Below are 15813 nucleotides of genomic sequence, written 5' to 3'. Positions count from 1 at the left end.
GGTGGACCGGGCCGGATGCAAGCGCTTACATGTGTGCACGCCCAATCGGACCGGCGACGGGTCACCAGCACGACCGCGCCGGCTAGGAAGGAGGACGGCATGGCGGTCTTTACCAGACCACGCCAGGCCTTCGTGATCGCCGGTGTAATCGGGCTGGCGCTCAGCGCCACCGCCTGCGGTACCGGCGACGACAAGAAGAGCAGCAAAGCGGGCTCCGCGGAGTGCGCCGCATACGACAAGTACCAGGGCCACGACGGCAAGAAGGTCTCCATCTACGCGTCCATCCGTGATGCCGAGGCCGACCTGCTCGAGCGGTCGTGGTCGCAGTTCACCGAGTGCACCGGCATCGAGATCGACTACGAGGGCAGCGGCGAGTTCGAGGCGCAGCTCCCCGTCCGGGTCGACGGTGGCAACGCCCCCGACATCGCCTTCGTGCCGCAGCCGGGCCTGGTGAAGCGTTTCGCGGACGCCGGCAAGCTGAAGTCCCTCGGCGCCGACACCAAGGCCCTCGCCGAGCAGAACATGCCGGCCGACTGGCTGAAGTACGGCACCGTGAACGGGACGCTCTACGGCGTGCCGCTCGGCGCCAACGTGAAGTCCTTCGTCTGGTACTCGCCGAAGACGTTCAAGGAGAAGGGCTGGGAGGTCCCGACCACCTGGGACCAGCTCATCGCCCTGAGCGACAAGATCGCCGCCAGCGGCACGAAGCCGTGGTGCGCGGGCGTCGAGTCCGGTGACGCCACCGGCTGGCCGGCCACCGACTGGATCGAGGACGTGGTCCTGCGGACGCAGGGTCCTGAGGTCTACGACCAGTGGACCACCCACGCCATCCCGTTCAACGACCCGAAGATCGTCGACGCGGTCGACCGCGCCGGCAGCATCCTCAAGAACGACAAGTACATGAACGGCGGCTTCGGCGGCGTCAAGAGCATCACCACCACCGCCTTCCAGGAGGCGGGCCTGCCGGTGACCACCGGCAAGTGCGCGATGCACCGACAGGCGTCGTTCTACGCCAACCAGTTCCCCGAGGGCACCAAGGTGGCCGAGGACGGCGACGCGTTCGCCTTCTACTTCCCGGCCATCGACCCGTCCAAGGGCAAGCCGGTTCTGGGCGCGGGTGAGTTCGTCGTCGGCTACGCCGACCGTCCCGAGGTCCAGGCCGTGCAGACCTACCTGGTCTCGGCGGAGTACGTGAACAGCCGCGCGAAGCTCGGCAACTGGGTCACGGCGAACAACAAGCTGGACATCGCCAACGTCGCCAGCCCGATCGACAAGCTCTCCGTCCAGATCCTCCAGGACAAGACGGGCACCTTCCGCTTCGACGGATCCGACCTGATGCCGGCCGGCGTCGGCGCGGGAACGTTCTGGAAGGGCATGGTCGAGTGGCTGAACGGCAAGGCGACCGCCCCGGTGCTCCAGGGCATCGAGAGCAGCTGGCCTAAGTGATCCCCGACGGTGGCCCGGTCCGCTGACGCGGGCCGGGCCACCGGCCGAGGTGGACCCGGAAGGGAGGGTTGATGGAGTTCGACTTCGCCGATGAGCAGCCGAAGCTCCTCATGCTGATGTACGGGCTGGTTGCCTTCGTGCTGGTGGTGGGTGGTCTCCTACTGCTGCTCGACGTGGTGCCGGCCTGGTTCGCCCGGCGACGGGAGGCGCAGCTCGTCGCCGCCTCGGCGAGTGGTGCTCCACTTCCCCGTCGGCTCAAGCAGCGGGAGGGGATCTTCGCGCTCTTCTTCCTGCTGCCGACGCTGTTGCTGCTCACCATCGGTCTGGTCGTACCGGCCATCCGCACCGTGCTGCTCTCCCTGATGAACAGGACCAGCACCGAGTGGGTCGGGTTGGAGAACTTCGGCTGGATGTTCTCCGACGACGCGATCGTCCGGGTCCTGATCAATACCCTGATCTGGGTGCTCCTGGTCCCGCTGGTGGCGACCGGATTCGGCCTCATCTACGCCGTAATGGTGGACAAGGCCCGGTTCGAGGCGGTGGCCAAGTCACTGATCTTCCTGCCGATGGCCATCTCCTTCGTCGGCGCCAGCATCATCTGGAAGTTCGTCTACGCCTACCGAGGCGACGGCGACCAGATCGGTCTGCTCAACCAGATCGTGGTCAGCCTGGGCGGTGAGCCCAAGCAGTGGCTGCTCGAATCACCACTGAACACGCTGCTGCTGATCGTCATCATGGTCTGGATCCAGGCCGGCTTCGCCATGGTGGTGCTCTCCGCCGCGATCAAGGCGATCCCCGGCGACATCGTCGAAGCCGCCCGGCTCGACGGTGTCAGCCCGTGGCAGATGTTCTGGCAGATCACCATGCCGAGCATCCGACCGGCGCTGATCGTCGTGATGGTGACCCTCACGATCGCCACGCTCAAGGTCTTCGACATCGTCCGGACCTCGACGAACGGCAACTACGACACCAGCGTGATCGCCAACGAGATGTACAACCAGGCGTTCCGGTACAGCGAGAACGGGCGGGGTTCCGCGCTCGCGGTCTTCCTCTTCATCCTGGTCATCCCGGTCGTGATCTACCAGATCCGTAACCTCCGTCAACAGCGGGAGGGCTGAGATGACCACCGCAACGCCCACCGTCGCCGCCGGCACCCAGAAGACCGACGGCACCCCGACCAGCGCGGTCGGCCGGGTCCGCAAGCGATTGAACAGCCGCACCGCGACGCTCGTCTCGATCGTCATCGCGGTGGTCTGGACCATCCCGACCTTCGGTCTGCTCATCTCCTCCCTCCGCCCGGAGGACGAGATCAAGACCACCGGCTGGTGGACGGCCTTCACCAACCCGCAGTTCACCTTCGAGAACTACGAGCAGGTCCTGTTCGGGCGCTCGGCGTCCTCCGGGCAGCTCGCCGGTTCCTTCATCAACTCGCTGGCGATCACCATCCCGTCGGTGCTCTTCCCGCTCGCCTTCGCGGCCCTCGCCGCGTACGCGCTGGCGTGGATCAACTTCCGTGGCCGGGACTGGGTCTACATCGCGATCTTCGCGTTGCAGATCGTGCCGCTGCAGATGGCCCTGGTGCCGCTGCTGAGGTTCTTCTCCACCGGGGTCAGCCTCGGCGGCGTCACACTGATGCCGGCCTGGGACCTGGTCGACGAGCAGAAGTTCGCCCAGGTGTGGTTCGCCCACACCTGCTTCGCGCTTCCGTTCGCCGTCTTCCTGCTGCACAACTTCATCTCGCAACTGCCGGGGGACCTGATGGAGGCGGCCCGGGTCGACGGGGCCACCCACCCGAAGATCTTCCGCACCATCGTGCTGCCGCTGATCACCCCGGCGCTGGCGGCGTTCGGCATCTTCCAGTTCCTCTGGGTCTGGAACGACCTGCTGGTCGCGCTGATCTTCGCGGGCGGCGGCGACGAGACCGCTCCGCTCACCGTCCGGCTCGCCGAGATGGCCGGCACCCGCGGCAACGAGTGGCAGCGCCTGACCGCCGGTGCGTTCGTCAGCATCGTCGTACCGCTCATCGTGTTCCTGTCCCTGCAGCGCTTCTTCGTGCGAGGTCTGCTCGCCGGCAGCGTCAAGGGCTGACCCAGGCGTCCGCCGCCGCCTGGCCCCTCGGGCGGCGGCGGACGCTCCGGGCACCGAGCGGGGGAAACCGTGACGAGGATCGATGATGTGGCCCGGCTGGCCGGAGTGTCCACTGCCACCGTCTCGCGGGCGCTGCGCGGACTACCGACGGTCTCGGCCGCCACCCGACGCCGGGTACTCGCCGCCGCCGAGCAACTCGACTACGAGGTCTCGCCGAGCGCGTCCCGGCTCGCCGGCGGCCGGACCGGCACTGTCGCGGTGGTGGTCCCCCGGATCACCCGCTGGTTCTTCAGCACCGTCGTCGAGGCGGTCGAGGAATACCTCCACCAGTCCGGCTACGACCTGCTGCTCTACAACCTGGGCGGCCGGGAGCAGGTCCGCCAGCGGGTTCTGCGTACGGCGAACCTGCACAAGCGGGTCGATGCCATGATGCTGGTCGCCACGCCCCTGCGTCCGGCCGACCTGACCGCGCTGGCCACCCTGGAACTGCCCGGCGTCACCATCAGCTCGGGCAGCAGGGTGCCCAACTGGCCGTGCGTACGGATCGACGACGTGGCTGCCGCGCGGGTCGCGACCAAGCATCTGATCGACCTCGGCCATCACCGGATCGCCCACATCTCCGGCGACCCGGACGACGAGTTGGCCTTCACCACCCACCTCGACCGACGTCGGGGTTACCAGTCGGCGCTGCGCTCCGCCGGCCTGCGACCCGACCCCACCCTGGACATCGAGTCCACCTTCACCATCGACGGCGGCAACCGTGCCACCGCCGAGTTACTGGCCCGCGGCGAGCCACCGACGGCGATCGTCGCCGCCTGCGACGAGATGGCGATGGGCGCGTTGACCGCCCTGCGCGACGTCGGACTGCGGGTGCCGCAGGACGTCAGCGTGATCGGCATCGACGACCACGACCTGGCCGGTGTGCTCGGGCTCAGCACCGTCGCCCAGCCCGCTGCCGAGCAGGGCCGGCTGGCCGCCCAGATGTTGCTCGACCCGCTCGGGGCCCGACCGCCGGGCCCCATCGTCAGTCAACGGGGCGCCGATTGCGACACTCCGGTGGTCCTGCCCACTCGGTTGGTGGTCCGGGACTCGACCGCACCGCCCCGGGCACACTGAAATCCACACACCGCAACACGGGAGACGACCCTGAACACCGATCCGACGCAGCAGACCCCCTCCGGTCACCCGGCCACCGGCTGGTGGACCGAGGCCGCCATCTACCAGATCTACCCCCGCTCGTTCGCCGACTCGGACGGGGACGGAATCGGTGACCTGCCCGGCATCACCGCCCGCCTCGACCACCTGGTCGAGCTGGGCGTGGACGCGGTGTGGCTCTCCCCCTTCTACCCCTCGCCGCAGGCCGACGCCGGCTACGACGTGGCCGACTACCGCGACATCGACCCGCTGTTCGGCACCCTCGCCGACGCGGACAAGCTGATCGCCGAGGCCCGGGCCCGCAACCTGCGGGTGATCGTCGACCTGGTTCCGAACCACACGTCCTCGGCGCATCGCTGGTTCCAGGCCGCGCTGCCGGCCGCGCCCGGCAGCGCCGAACGGTCGCGGTACATCTTCCGGGACGGCCGAGGTCCGGCCGGCGACCAGCCGCCGAACGACTGGCAGAGCGTCTTCGGTGGTCCGGCCTGGACCCGGACTGTCGACGCCGACGGACAGCCCGGCCAGTGGTACCTGCACCTGTTCGACACTGGGCAGCCGGACCTCAACTGGGACAACCCGGAGGTGCACGCGGAGTTCCTGGACGTGCTGCGCTTCTGGTTGGACCGCGGCGTGGACGGCTTCCGGGTCGACGTGGCGCACGGCCTCATCAAGCAGGCCGACCTGGCGGACTGGCAGGAGCCGCAGGAGATCCTCTCCGGCAACGAGATCGACAAGCCCCGCCCGCCGATGTGGGACCAGGACGGCGTGCACGAGATCTACCGGCAGTGGCGGCAGGTGCTGGACAGCTACCCCGGCGAGCGGGTGCTGGTCGCCGAGGCCTGGGTGGAACCGGCCGAGCGGCTGGCCCGCTACGTCCGCCCGGACGAGATGCACCAGGCGTTCAACTTCGAGTATCTGCTCGCCGCCTGGAGCGCACCGGCCCAGTACGCGGTGATCACCCGTTCGTTGGAGGCGACCGACTCGGTCGGCGCGCCAACCACCTGGGTGCTGTCCAACCACGACGTGGTGCGGCACGCCTCCCGGCTCGGCCTGCCGGTCGGCACCGTACGCCCCAACGGCATCGGCATCGGCGACCCGCAGCCGGACGCCGCACTCGGTCTGCGCCGGGCCCGGGCGGCGACCCTGCTGATGCTGGCGCTGCCCGGCTCGGCGTACCTGTACCAGGGTGAGGAGCTGGGGCTGCCCGAGCACACCACTCTGCCCGACGAGGCCCGGCAGGACCCGACCTGGGCACGCAGCGGGCACACCCAGCGCGGCCGGGACGGCTGCCGGGTGCCGATCCCGTGGGAGGCCGACGCCCCGTCGTACGGCTTCGGGCCGACCGACGCGAGTTGGTTGCCGCAGCCCGCGCTCTGGGCGGAGTACGCGCTGGACCGCCAACGCGACGTGCCCGGCTCGACGTACGAGCTGTACCGCACGGCGCTGCGGTTGCGCCGTGCCCACGGGCTGGGTCGCGGCACCCTGGAGTGGTTGTCCTCCGGCGACGAGGTGCTGAGCTTCCGCAACGGTGAGCTGACAGTGCTGACCAACTTCGGTGCCGCCCCGGTGCCGGTGCCGGCCGGCGCCGAGGTGCTCGCCGCCAGCGCGCCCCTGGACGACGACGGCGCGCTCCCGGCTGACGTGACCGTCTGGCTGCGAGGCTGACCGAACGCTGACCGGCCCGTTCCGCGGTACTCGCGGGCGGGCCGATCAGCGTGGACCGGCCCGCTATGGAGCTGATGTCGTAAACGATTCATGCCCGCCCGCCGTGCGCCCGCGCCCCGCACCCTCGAGATCGCACTCATTCCAGGATGCGGTGGCCTCGGCCCGCCGGAAGGCAACGAGAACCAGGAAGTAGCGCGATCTCGAGTGGCGCGGGACGCCTGAGCCCTCGGAACCGCACACCGAACGTGCCACCCACGCCGCCGCCGCGCCGATCTTGCAGATTCGGTCGTCGGTATGGGTTCTATGCCGCTTGTGTCGGGACAGTAAGCGCAAGATCGCGGGGCGGGGGTGAGTGGGGGTGAGTGGGGGTTAGAGGCGGTTGGCTCGGGTGTGCAGCAGGTCGTGCACGTTGTCGATGTCCGCCGGTGAGGTTCGCGAGGCGAGCCAGTACATGACACCGGTCGGGATGAAGAAGAGCTGGAACGCGGCCAGCCCGACGGCGAAGTTCAGCGGTGGCGGGAATGCCGCCCGCAGGGCCTGGAAGGCCACCCCGACCAGCCCGTTGCCGGCCGCGCGACCAACCCCGTTGACCAGGTTGCCCAGGCTGTAGACAGTGCCCCGGTGCTCCGGTGGGTTGACGTCGGCGATCAAGGCGAACCAGTTCGGCGAGTTGGCCGAGGTCAACGCGAGCGCCACGATGGCGGTGAGCAGGCTCAGCCCGACCGACGGCTCGGTGAACACACTGGCCAGTACCGCACCCACCACCGCGCCGCCGCTCGCGCCGTCCGGCACGTCGATGGTCACCGGTACGAAGAACAACACCAGGTAGAACGGCAGCGCGGCGAGGATGCCGATCGAGGCGACGAGTGCCCGCCCTCGCGGGGTACGCCGTTGCACGGCGTCACCGATCAGCCCGCCCACGATGGACAGCACCCCACCGAGCTGGAACAGGGTGGCGAAGACGCTGCCCACCACCACCGCTGTCGAGGTGGAGTAGCCCTGCGCCTCGGCCCGTTCGGCGAAGAGCACCGGCAGCCAGACCAACGAGCCGAACGCGGCCTGCGCGGTCAGGCCCTGCAGGATCAGCCACCGGTTGGTCCGCCGGGCCAGGATGCGTGGCAGGTCGGCGCGGCTGATCCGGTAGTCGTACTCGGCGCCGGCGTCCAACCTGCCGGCCAGTTCCGGCTCGCTCTGGCCACGCCGGACGTCGTACGTGAACAGGTAGGCCACTGTGGCGACCAGGCCGACGCCGGTCAACAGCAGGAACGGCCGCCGCCAGTCGGCAGCCCCGAGCAGCCCGCCGACGAGAGTGCCCGCGAGGGTGCCGACCCCCTGGGAGAGCCCCCAGAAACTCATCACCAGCCCGCGCCGGGTCGGTGAGATCAGATCGGTGACCACGGAGAAGCCCACCGAGCCGACCGCGCCGAGGCCGACAGCCGCGACCAGTTGCGCGGCCAGGAACGTCAGGTAGCCGTCGGCGAGCGCGCTACCGCCGGTGCCCGCCGCCCAGAGCAGCGTTCCCACCATGAGCAGTGGCTTGCGGTTGGTGTGGTCCCCGACGTACGCCCAGCCGACCGCCGCGACCGCGCTGACCAGGAAGCTGACCGCTGTGACCACACCGAGCAGCCGACCGGACACGTCGAACGCGTCGGAGATCGGGCCGTACAGCGGGGGAACCAGCCCGATCGCCACGTTGTCCAGCGAGGCGAGCAGCACGAACACCACGACGCTGTACAGCCGGTGCGCCGGCCCACCGCCCCGACCGTGCGGGCGCAGGCCGGGCCCGCCACTGGTCACCGTCATGACCGGCAGCCAACCAGACCACGTGAAGGAGGTCGTCACGCGGGTGGGTGCCGGTCACCGTCGGCCCGCACCCACCCGCGTCGATCCCGACTGTCAGCGCCGGTCGAGCACCAACCCGCGCGCCGCGGCGTACTGGTCGCGCACGGCGGGGACGGCCGTCGCCGCGTACTCCTCGGTGCCCTCGACCGCCCAGACCGGCGGCGCGTCGCCGCCCAGGGCGACCCAGGCGGCCTGCCGGGCGGCACCGTCGGCGACGTACTCCCCGGCTGGCGGGACGACGACCGGGCAGCCGAAGACCTGCGGGGCGATCTGCCGCACCGCTGCCGACCGGGCCCCGCCGCCGACCAGGATGACCCGGCGGGCGGTGGCACCCTGCGCGGTCAGCGCGTCCAAGCCGTCGGCGAGCGCGCAGAGCAAGCCCTCCACGGCGGCCCGCGCCAGGTGCGCGGGGGTCGACGTGCGCAGCGTCAGGCCGTGCACGGCGCCGGTGGCGAGCGGTCGGTTCGGCGTCCGCTCGCCCTCCAGGTAGGGCACCATGACCAGCCCGTCCGCCCCGGCTGGCGCGGAGAGCGCCAACTCAGCCAGCTCGTCGAGGCTGACCCCGAGCATCGCGGCGGCGGCGTCCAGCACCCGGGCCGCGTTGAGCGTGGCGACCAGCGGCAGGAAGCGACCGGACGCGTCGGCGAAGCCCGCCACCGCACCGCTCTCGTCAGCGGCGGGCACGTCGGCGACGCTGAACACGGTGCCGGAGGTGCCGATCGAGACGATCACGTCACCGGGCCCGGCGCCGACACCGAGCGCGGCGGCGGCGTTGTCCCCGGTGCCCGCGCCCAGCAGCGCGCCGCCCGGCCCACCCAGTACGTCGGACAGCTTCCCCGCCGAATCCGCCGGACCGAGCACCTCGGGCAGCACCAACCGCCGGCCGAAGCCCTGCTCCAGCAGGTCCAGCCGGTATTGACCGGTGGCCGGCGACCAGTAGCTGGTGCCGCTGGCGTCGCCCCGGTCGGTACGCAGCGCGTCCAGCCCCGGTGCGCCAGCCAGCCGCCAGGTCAGCCAGTCGTGTGGCAGGCAGACGGCCGCCACCTGGGCTGCCCGCTCCGGCTCGTGCGTGGCCAGCCAGCGCAGCTTGGTGAGGGTGAAGCTGGCCACCGGAACGCTGCCGGTGGCCTCCGCCCAGAACCGACTCCCGGCCGAGCCGCCGCCGGCCTCCTCGATGAGGTCGGCGGCGGCGTCGGCGGATCGGGTGTCGTTCCACAGCAGCGCCGGGCGGACCACCCGGCCGTCCTCGTCGAGACACACCATGCCGTGCTGCTGGCCGGCGACGGAGACCGCCGCCACGTCGGCCAACCCGCCGGCCTGGTCGGCGGCGCTACGCAGCGCCTGCCACCAGGCTTCCGGGTCGACCTCCGTGCCGTCCGGGTGCGGTGCCCGGCCCTGCCGGAGCAGGGTGCCGGTCTCCGCGTCCCGGATCACCACCTTGCAGGACTGGGTGGACGAGTCAACGCCTGCGACCAACGGCATGGCGGGGCCTCAGCGAGCGCCGAGCAGGTGCTCGACGGCGAGCTGGTTGAGCCGGACGAAGGCGAAGCCCCGGGCGGCCACGGCGTCCACGTCGACGTCCTCGAACGCGGACCGGTCGGCCAGGAGCTCCTCGTAGCCCTCGCCGTCGCCCAGCGTCGGCGTGCTCAGCTCGCCGACCTTGCTGGCGGCGAGCGCCTCGACCACCTCGGGGTCGGCGCGGAACGCCGCTGCCCGCTCCTTGAGCAGCAGGTAGGTGCTCATGTTGGCCGCCGCGGAGGCCCACACCCCGTCCATGTCCTCGGTGCGGGACGGCTTGTAGTCGAAGTGCCGGGGGCCGTCGTAGGCCGGCCCGCCGTTGGGGCCGCCGTTCTCCAGGAGGTCCACCAGGGCGAACGCGTTCATCAGGTCACCGTGGCCGAAGACCAGGTCCTGGTCGTACTTGATGCCGCGCTGGCCGTTGAGGTCCAGGTGGAACAGCTTGCCCTGCCAGAGCGCCTGGGCGATGCCGTGGGCGTAGTTGAGCCCGGCCATCTGCTCGTGGCCGACCTCCGGGTTGAGGCCGACCAGCTCCGGGTGGGCCAACTGGGAGATGAAACCGAGCGCGTGCCCGATGGTCGGCAGCAGGATGTCGCCGCGCGGCTCGTTGGGCTTGGGCTCCAGGGCGAACCGCAGGTTGTAGCCCTTGTCGATGGAGTACTGGGTGAGCAGGTCCACGGCCTCGCGGTAGCGGTCCAGGGCGGCGCGGACGTCCTTGGCGAGGTCGTACTCGGAGCCCTCGCGGCCACCCCACATGACGAAGGTGCTGGCACCCAGCTCGGCGGCCAGGTCGACCTGACGCAGCACCTTGCGCAGCGCGTAGCGGCGGACGTCGCGGTCGTTGCTGGTGAAGCCGCCGTCCTTGAAGATCGGGTGGGTGAAGAGGTTGGTGGTGACCATCGGCACCACCAGGCCGGTCTCGTCGAGGGCCTTGCGGAACCGGGCGATGTGCTGGTCCCGGGTGGCCGCGTCGACGCCGAACGGGATCAGGTCGTCGTCGTGGAAGGTGATGCCGTACGCGCCCAGCTCGGCGAGCCGGTGCACCGCCTCGACCGCGTCGAGCTCGGGACGGGTGGCGTCACCGAACGGGTCGCGGGCCTGCCAGCCCACGGTCCAGAGCCCGAAGGAGAACTTGTCGGCGGGGGTGGGACGGGGTGCCATGAGCGACCTCCGGGGTGGTGTTGTCCGCTATTTGTTCAGCGATTGAATTATTTGCCCACCCTATGGCACTGTCAAGGGGTGAGCCTCACCCACGCCCCGGCCGGCGCAGTCCGTCAGGGCAGCCTGCGCGAGCTCAACCTCGCCCTGGTCCTCGGCCGAATCGCCACGGCCGACCGACCTCCCTCCCGGGCCGACCTGGCGACAGCGACCGGCCTGACCAGAGCCACAGTGTCCGCGGTGGTCGAGGACCTGCTCGCCGGCCGGCTGGTCAGTGAGTCCGACCCCGCGCCCCGCTCGGGCGCCGGCCGCCCGGCGCGCGGACTGGTCCTGGCCGATCAGGGGCCGGCCGGGCTCGGCCTGGAGGTCAACGTGGACTACCTGGCGGTCTGCGTCGTGGACCTCACCGGCCAGGTCCGGCACCGCACCGTCCACCGGGCCGACCTGCGCCCGGTGGCCCCCGCCGACGCCCTGGCCCGCCTGGTCGAGATGGCCGGAGCAGCCCGCGAGGACGCTGCCGAGGACGGCCTCACCCTGGTCGGGGCCGCGCTGGCGGTGCCCGGCCTGGTGGACGACGCCGGGCTGGTCCGGCTCGCGCCGAACCTCGGCTGGCGTGACGTGCCGGTGCCCGCGCTGCTCGCCGAGCACCCTCCGCTGATCGAGCAGGTGCCCGGCATCCCCGCACTGGTGGTAGACAACGAGGCCAACCTCGCGGCGCTCGGCGAGTTGCACTCTCAGCCACCCGGCCCGTCCAGCTTCCTGCACATCTCCGGAGAGGTGGGCATCGGCGCCGGCATCGTGCTGGACGGCGCGCTGTTTCGCGGCGTACGCGGGTGGAGCGGCGAGATAGGGCACCTTCCGGTGCACCCCGAGGGCCGTCCGTGCCGCTGCGGCGGGCAGGGCTGCCTGGAGCAGTACGCCGGCCAGGAGGCGATCGTGGCCGCCGCCGGGCTGGCCCGGGCGGAGCTTCCCGCGGACACCGCGACGGCCCGGTTGGCCGAGTTGGCCCAGGCCGGCGACGCCGATGCGCTGCGGGCGCTGCACGACGCCGGAACGGCGCTCGGCGTCGCGGTGGCCAGCGTCGTCAATCTGCTCGACCTGGACACCGTGGTGCTCGGTGGCGGTTACGCGGCGCTCGCACCCTGGCTGTGTCCCCCGGTCCTCGCCGAGATCGGCGCCCGGGTGCTCACCGCGGCCTGGTCGCCGGTCACGGTCCGCCCGTCGACGCTCGGCGCGGAGGCCGCCGCGGTGGGCGCCGCCGGCTCGGTGGCCCGCCGGATCGTCGCCCAGCCCGCCGGCTGGCTGGCCCGCGCCGGCTGATCGCCACCCCGCGCCGTGCGCCGCTGTCGGGGAGAATCGGTACCCTTGCTCTCAGGCAACGATCCCCGGTGAGGAGTCGAGAAGCAGCATGCGCACACGTCGTCAGACGCGAGCCGGCGTCCGGCGGTGACCACGACCAAGCAACCCGGCGGCACCCCGTTGCCGGCCGACGAACGGTTGGCCCGGGAGCTGCTCGACGGGCTCGCCGAGGCCGTGCTGACAACGGACGGGACCGGTCGGGTCACCCTGGTCAACGCCATGGCGGCCGAGTTGATCCCGGAGATCGACGCCGGCACCGAACTGGCCGGTTGCCCGGTGGCAGCCCTGGCCCGGGCGGTCGCCAGCGGCGCTGACCGCTTCGACGCCGACCACCACGGCCGGCGACTGCGCGGCGTCCGACGGCAACTCGCCGGCTCCCGATGGGCGTGGTACGTCCGCGACGTCACCGAGGAGCACACCCGCGCCGAGGCCCTGCTCGCCGAACGCTCCCGCACCGCGTTCCTCGCCCAGGCCGGCAGTCGGCTGGCGCTGGCCCTGCACCGGGACCAGGTCCTCCTGGCCGCCACCACGCTCGCCGTTCCCTACCTGGCCGACGTCGCGGTGGCACTGCCCCGACCGACCGCGCCGGCCGAGCCACACGCCCGATGGATCCGGTACGCCGACGGCGAGCCTGCCCCGATCACCGGGCTGGCCAGCCCCGCGCTGACCAGCTCCGTGCCCGGGCTGGCCGAAGCGTTGGCCGGCGACCGGGCCGAGCCGGGCCCCTGGCCGGACGTCCCGCTCACCGACGTGGCCGACCTGCTTCCGCCCGAGTTCGACCCCGCCGGCATGGTGCTGGTCAGCCCGCTGCTCAGCGCTGGCGGGTCGGCCGGTGCGCTGCTGCTCATCCGTCGGGCCGGGCGGGCCGGCTTCGACAGGCGCGACGTGGAGCTGGCCCGGGAGTTCGCCGCCCGCGCGGGTGCCGCGCTGGCCACCGCCGACCTGCACGGTGAGCAGGCCCACCTGGCCCGGGTGCTGCAGACCAGTCTGCTCCCGCCCGAGCTGCCCGTCGTGCCCGGTGTGAGCCTGGCCGGCGGTTACCGGGCAGCGGGCGACACCCTGCGCATCGGCGGCGACTTCTACGAGGTGTTTCCGCACCCCCGCGGCGCCCTGTTCGCGCTCGGCGACGTGTGCGGCAAGGGCGTGGGCGCGGCGGTGCTGACCGGCCGGGTCCGCCAGTCGTTGCAGACGCTGCGACTCGTCGAGCAACGCCCGCTGGAGCTGATCCACCTGCTCAACCAGGCACTGCTCGACGCGCCGGACGCGGCACGGCGAAACCAGTTCACCACCCTGCTGCTCGGTTCCCTGGACCGGGGGCCGGCCGGGCTGGACCTCCGCATCGCCGGCGGGGGTCACCCGGCGCCCCTGCTGGTCACCACCGACGGCACTGTCACCCCGGTCCCGGTCGGTGGCATGCCGGTGGGGGCGCTGACGGCCGCACGGTTCGCCGAGACCCGGGTGCACCTCGATCCGGGCGATCTGCTGCTCGCGTACACCGATGGGGTGACCGAGGCGCGCGGTCCGCGTGACGCGGCGATGTTCGGCGAGGCCCGGCTGCGGGCCGCGCTCGTGGCGGCGGCCGGGCAACCGCCGGCGGCGCTGATCGACCAGGTGCTCCGGGCGGTCGACGACTGGCTGGGCGGGCAGGCCCACGACGACATCGCGATGCTGGCCGTGGGCGCCTCGGCGTGACCGACGGGCGACCGCCGGGCCGGCTCGATCAGGCGGTACGCGCCACCGGCGGGCCGCCGGCCGGCCATTCCCTCGTGGTGCCGACCGATCGTTCCGGACCGCCCGACGAACCCGTCCACCCCGTTTGGATCTGCCGATCCGAATCGCCCGACCAGTCATCCGGCCGCCCACCGGGCCGGTCCGGGTCGCCCGGCCAGTCCCCCTGGCCCGTCGACTCATCCGACGCCGGCGCGTGCTGCGCCTGCTGGCGTCGAGCGGTCTCGTCGAACTCCCGCATCCCGCGCAGCAGCGCGTCGCGGCCCTCCCGGCTCATCCCGGCCAGCACGGCGGCGAGTTGGCCCTGGCGGTCGGCCCGCAGCTCGGCGACCAGCCGGCGGGCCTCCGGGGTGAGGTGCAGCGAGATCTCCCGCCGGTCGAAGCGGCCCGGCTCGCGTTCCAGCATGCCGGCGGCGACCAGCCGGTCGCAGAGACGGCTGGCGGAGCTGAGCAGCATGTCGAGTCGGGTGGCGAGCCGGCGCAGGTTGATCCCGTCGTACTGTTCCACCACCATCACCGCCCGCAACTGGGCACCGGAGACGCGGTTCGCGGTCCCCTCCCGGGCAGACTCCCAGATGCCCAGCAGGGCAGCGGCCGCCGCATCCAGCGCGGCAGCCATACTCGTCTCAGGGTCCGTCGGACGGTTCTGTTCGGCCATGGTGGCCCGAGAGTACTCCGAACCTCCTGGTGGTCGAGCTTTCAGTGAAGGACTGACGATGAGCGAACCGGTCAATCGGGCACGACGTGCCCTGAACGAGACACCAGCTGACCGGCTTGTCGGTGGTATCGGGGACGTGCTCGCCGAGTCGTACGGCATCACCGACGTCGAGCTCTACCAGGTCGACTACCGGCTCGCGGAGCTGCTGCCACTCGGCGACGACGATTCGATCACGAGCCCCGGGCACCCGGCCTGGCGCGCCTTCGACCACCAGTCGCCGATACTGACCGACGGCACCGCCTGGTTCCCGGTCACCATGCGTGGCGAGCGTCGAGGGGTGCTGCGCCTGTCACCCGTTGCGGACGACCAGGACGTCGTCGCCGCGCTGGCCGAGATCGCCACCGCACTCGCCCACGAGGTGGCGGCGGTCTCCGCCGGGACCGACGTCTATCTGGCGGCCCGGCGCACCCAACGCCTCACCCTGGCCGCCGAGATGCAGTGGGATCTGCTCCCCGGCCGCAGCCGGATCCGTCCCTCGTTCAGCCTGGCCGGGCAGTTGGAGCCGGCGTACGCGGTGCGCGGCGACAGCTTCGACTGGTCCGACGACGGGGAACGGGTCTGGTTGTCCACCATCAACGGCACCGGTGAGGGGGTGGCCGCCTCCCTGCTCACCTCGCTGGCCACCCACGCGCTGCGCAACGCGCGTCGGGCCGGGCTGAGCCTGGCCGACCAGGCAGCCCTCGCCGATCAGGCCATCTACGACCTGTACCGGGGCGAGCAGCACCTCTCCGCCTTGCTGATGGAGTTGGACCTGCGCTCCGGGATGATGACAGTGGTGGACGCGGGGTCGCCCCGGCTGGTCCTGCTTCGCGACGGGGACGTCACCGAGCAGCCCCTGGAGGCGCAGTTCCCGCTGGGCATGTTCGAGGCGACCGACTATCACGAGCAGAAGTTCCCGTTGCAACGCGGCGACCGGGTCTTCGTGGTCAGTGACGGCGTGGTGGAGGCCACCGGTCAGCACATGCGCTACGGCGAGACGGCACTGGACCGGTTCCTGCGGCGGACCGGGCCGATGGCACCCCTGGACGCCGTCCGGTCGCTGATCGGTGATCTGCGCGCGTTCGTGGCCGGTGACCTGGTCGACGACGCGGTGGTCGTCTGCCTGGACTGGACCGGCCCGCAACCGTGACCGGTGG

Annotated in this window: 12 protein-coding genes; 8 read left to right on the top strand and 4 right to left on the bottom strand. The window is 71.6% G+C overall.

Translation table 11 applies throughout. From position 1 onward, the window contains the following. Nucleotides 1-99: 99 nt before the first annotated feature. From OG992_RS26765 to OG992_RS26745, 5 genes are all read left to right on the top strand, one after another. A complete protein-coding gene (locus OG992_RS26765; protein ID WP_238684499.1) occupies nt 100-1446 on the top strand; it encodes an ABC transporter substrate-binding protein in 1347 nt (448 codons plus the stop codon). A gap of 71 nt (nt 1447-1517) precedes the next feature. Continuing rightward, nucleotides 1518-2564, top strand: a complete 1047-nt coding sequence (locus tag OG992_RS26760) for a carbohydrate ABC transporter permease (RefSeq protein WP_238684498.1) — start codon at nt 1518-1520, stop codon at nt 2562-2564. A gap of 1 nt (nt 2565) precedes the next feature. Further along, on the top strand, nt 2566-3534 hold the full coding sequence (locus OG992_RS26755) for a carbohydrate ABC transporter permease (protein WP_238684497.1): 969 nt from the start codon (nt 2566-2568) through the stop codon (nt 3532-3534). Between the two features lie 69 nt (nt 3535-3603). Next, nucleotides 3604-4650 (top strand): LacI family DNA-binding transcriptional regulator, encoded by a 1047-nt coding sequence (locus OG992_RS26750; protein ID WP_238684496.1) that lies wholly within the window; start codon nt 3604-3606, stop codon nt 4648-4650. Between the two features lie 30 nt (nt 4651-4680). Continuing rightward, nucleotides 4681-6354, top strand: coding sequence for a glycoside hydrolase family 13 protein (locus OG992_RS26745; protein WP_238684515.1), 1674 nt, complete (start codon nt 4681-4683; stop codon nt 6352-6354). 369 nt (nt 6355-6723) lie between these two features. Here OG992_RS26745 and OG992_RS26740 read toward each other — a convergent pair whose 3' ends face one another. The 3 genes from OG992_RS26740 to xylA form a co-directional block, all read right to left on the bottom strand. Next, nucleotides 6724-8157 carry an MFS transporter gene (locus tag OG992_RS26740; RefSeq protein ID WP_238684495.1) on the bottom strand — a complete coding sequence of 478 codons (1434 nt, stop codon included), beginning with the start codon at nt 8155-8157 and terminating at the stop codon, nt 6724-6726. Between the two features lie 93 nt (nt 8158-8250). Continuing rightward, entirely contained in the window at nt 8251-9678 is a 1428-nt protein-coding gene (xylB, locus tag OG992_RS26735) for a xylulokinase (RefSeq protein ID WP_266304576.1), read from the bottom strand. A gap of 9 nt (nt 9679-9687) precedes the next feature. Continuing rightward, nucleotides 9688-10875, bottom strand: a complete 1188-nt coding sequence (gene xylA / locus OG992_RS26730; RefSeq protein ID WP_210784534.1) for a xylose isomerase — start codon at nt 10873-10875, stop codon at nt 9688-9690. Between the two features lie 78 nt (nt 10876-10953). On the opposite strand from xylA, the gene OG992_RS26725 reads away from it, so the two are divergent. Further along, the gene (locus OG992_RS26725) at nt 10954-12192 is read left to right on the top strand and encodes an ROK family transcriptional regulator (protein ID WP_238684493.1); all 1239 of its coding nucleotides are present in this window, start codon (nt 10954-10956) and stop codon (nt 12190-12192) included. A gap of 126 nt (nt 12193-12318) precedes the next feature. Further along, entirely contained in the window at nt 12319-13923 is a 1605-nt protein-coding gene (locus OG992_RS26720; protein WP_266304575.1) for a PP2C family protein-serine/threonine phosphatase, read from the top strand. A gap of 28 nt (nt 13924-13951) precedes the next feature. Here OG992_RS26720 and OG992_RS26715 read toward each other — a convergent pair whose 3' ends face one another. Further along, nucleotides 13952-14617 (bottom strand): MarR family winged helix-turn-helix transcriptional regulator, encoded by a 666-nt coding sequence (locus tag OG992_RS26715; RefSeq protein ID WP_266304574.1) that lies wholly within the window; start codon nt 14615-14617, stop codon nt 13952-13954. A gap of 58 nt (nt 14618-14675) precedes the next feature. Between OG992_RS26715 and OG992_RS26710 the strand changes: the two genes are divergently transcribed. Continuing rightward, nucleotides 14676-15806, top strand: a complete 1131-nt coding sequence (locus OG992_RS26710) for a PP2C family protein-serine/threonine phosphatase (RefSeq protein WP_238684490.1) — start codon at nt 14676-14678, stop codon at nt 15804-15806. Nucleotides 15807-15813: the final 7 nt, after the last annotated feature.

Origin of the sequence: Micromonospora sp. NBC_00362 (assembly GCF_026342155.1) — a bacterium.
Classification (GTDB): Bacteria; Actinomycetota; Actinomycetes; order Mycobacteriales; family Micromonosporaceae; genus Micromonospora; species Micromonospora hortensis.
This window is presented reverse-complemented; position numbering and strand designations above follow the sequence as displayed.

Excerpts from the sequence above, each read along its gene's own strand:
- OG992_RS26760 (WP_238684498.1), top strand. The coding sequence starts at position 1,518 with ATGGAGTTCGACTTCGCCGATGAGCAGCCGAAGCTCCTCATGCTGATG.
- xylB (WP_266304576.1), bottom strand. The coding sequence starts at position 9,678 with ATGCCGTTGGTCGCAGGCGTTGACTCGTCCACCCAGTCCTGCAAGGTG.
- OG992_RS26765 (WP_238684499.1), top strand. The coding sequence starts at position 100 with ATGGCGGTCTTTACCAGACCACGCCAGGCCTTCGTGATCGCCGGTGTA.
- OG992_RS26740 (WP_238684495.1), bottom strand. The coding sequence starts at position 8,157 with ATGACGGTGACCAGTGGCGGGCCCGGCCTGCGCCCGCACGGTCGGGGC.
- xylA (WP_210784534.1), bottom strand. The coding sequence starts at position 10,875 with ATGGCACCCCGTCCCACCCCCGCCGACAAGTTCTCCTTCGGGCTCTGG.
- OG992_RS26755 (WP_238684497.1), top strand. The coding sequence starts at position 2,566 with ATGACCACCGCAACGCCCACCGTCGCCGCCGGCACCCAGAAGACCGAC.
- OG992_RS26715 (WP_266304574.1), bottom strand. The coding sequence starts at position 14,617 with ATGGCCGAACAGAACCGTCCGACGGACCCTGAGACGAGTATGGCTGCC.
- OG992_RS26710 (WP_238684490.1), top strand. The coding sequence starts at position 14,676 with ATGAGCGAACCGGTCAATCGGGCACGACGTGCCCTGAACGAGACACCA.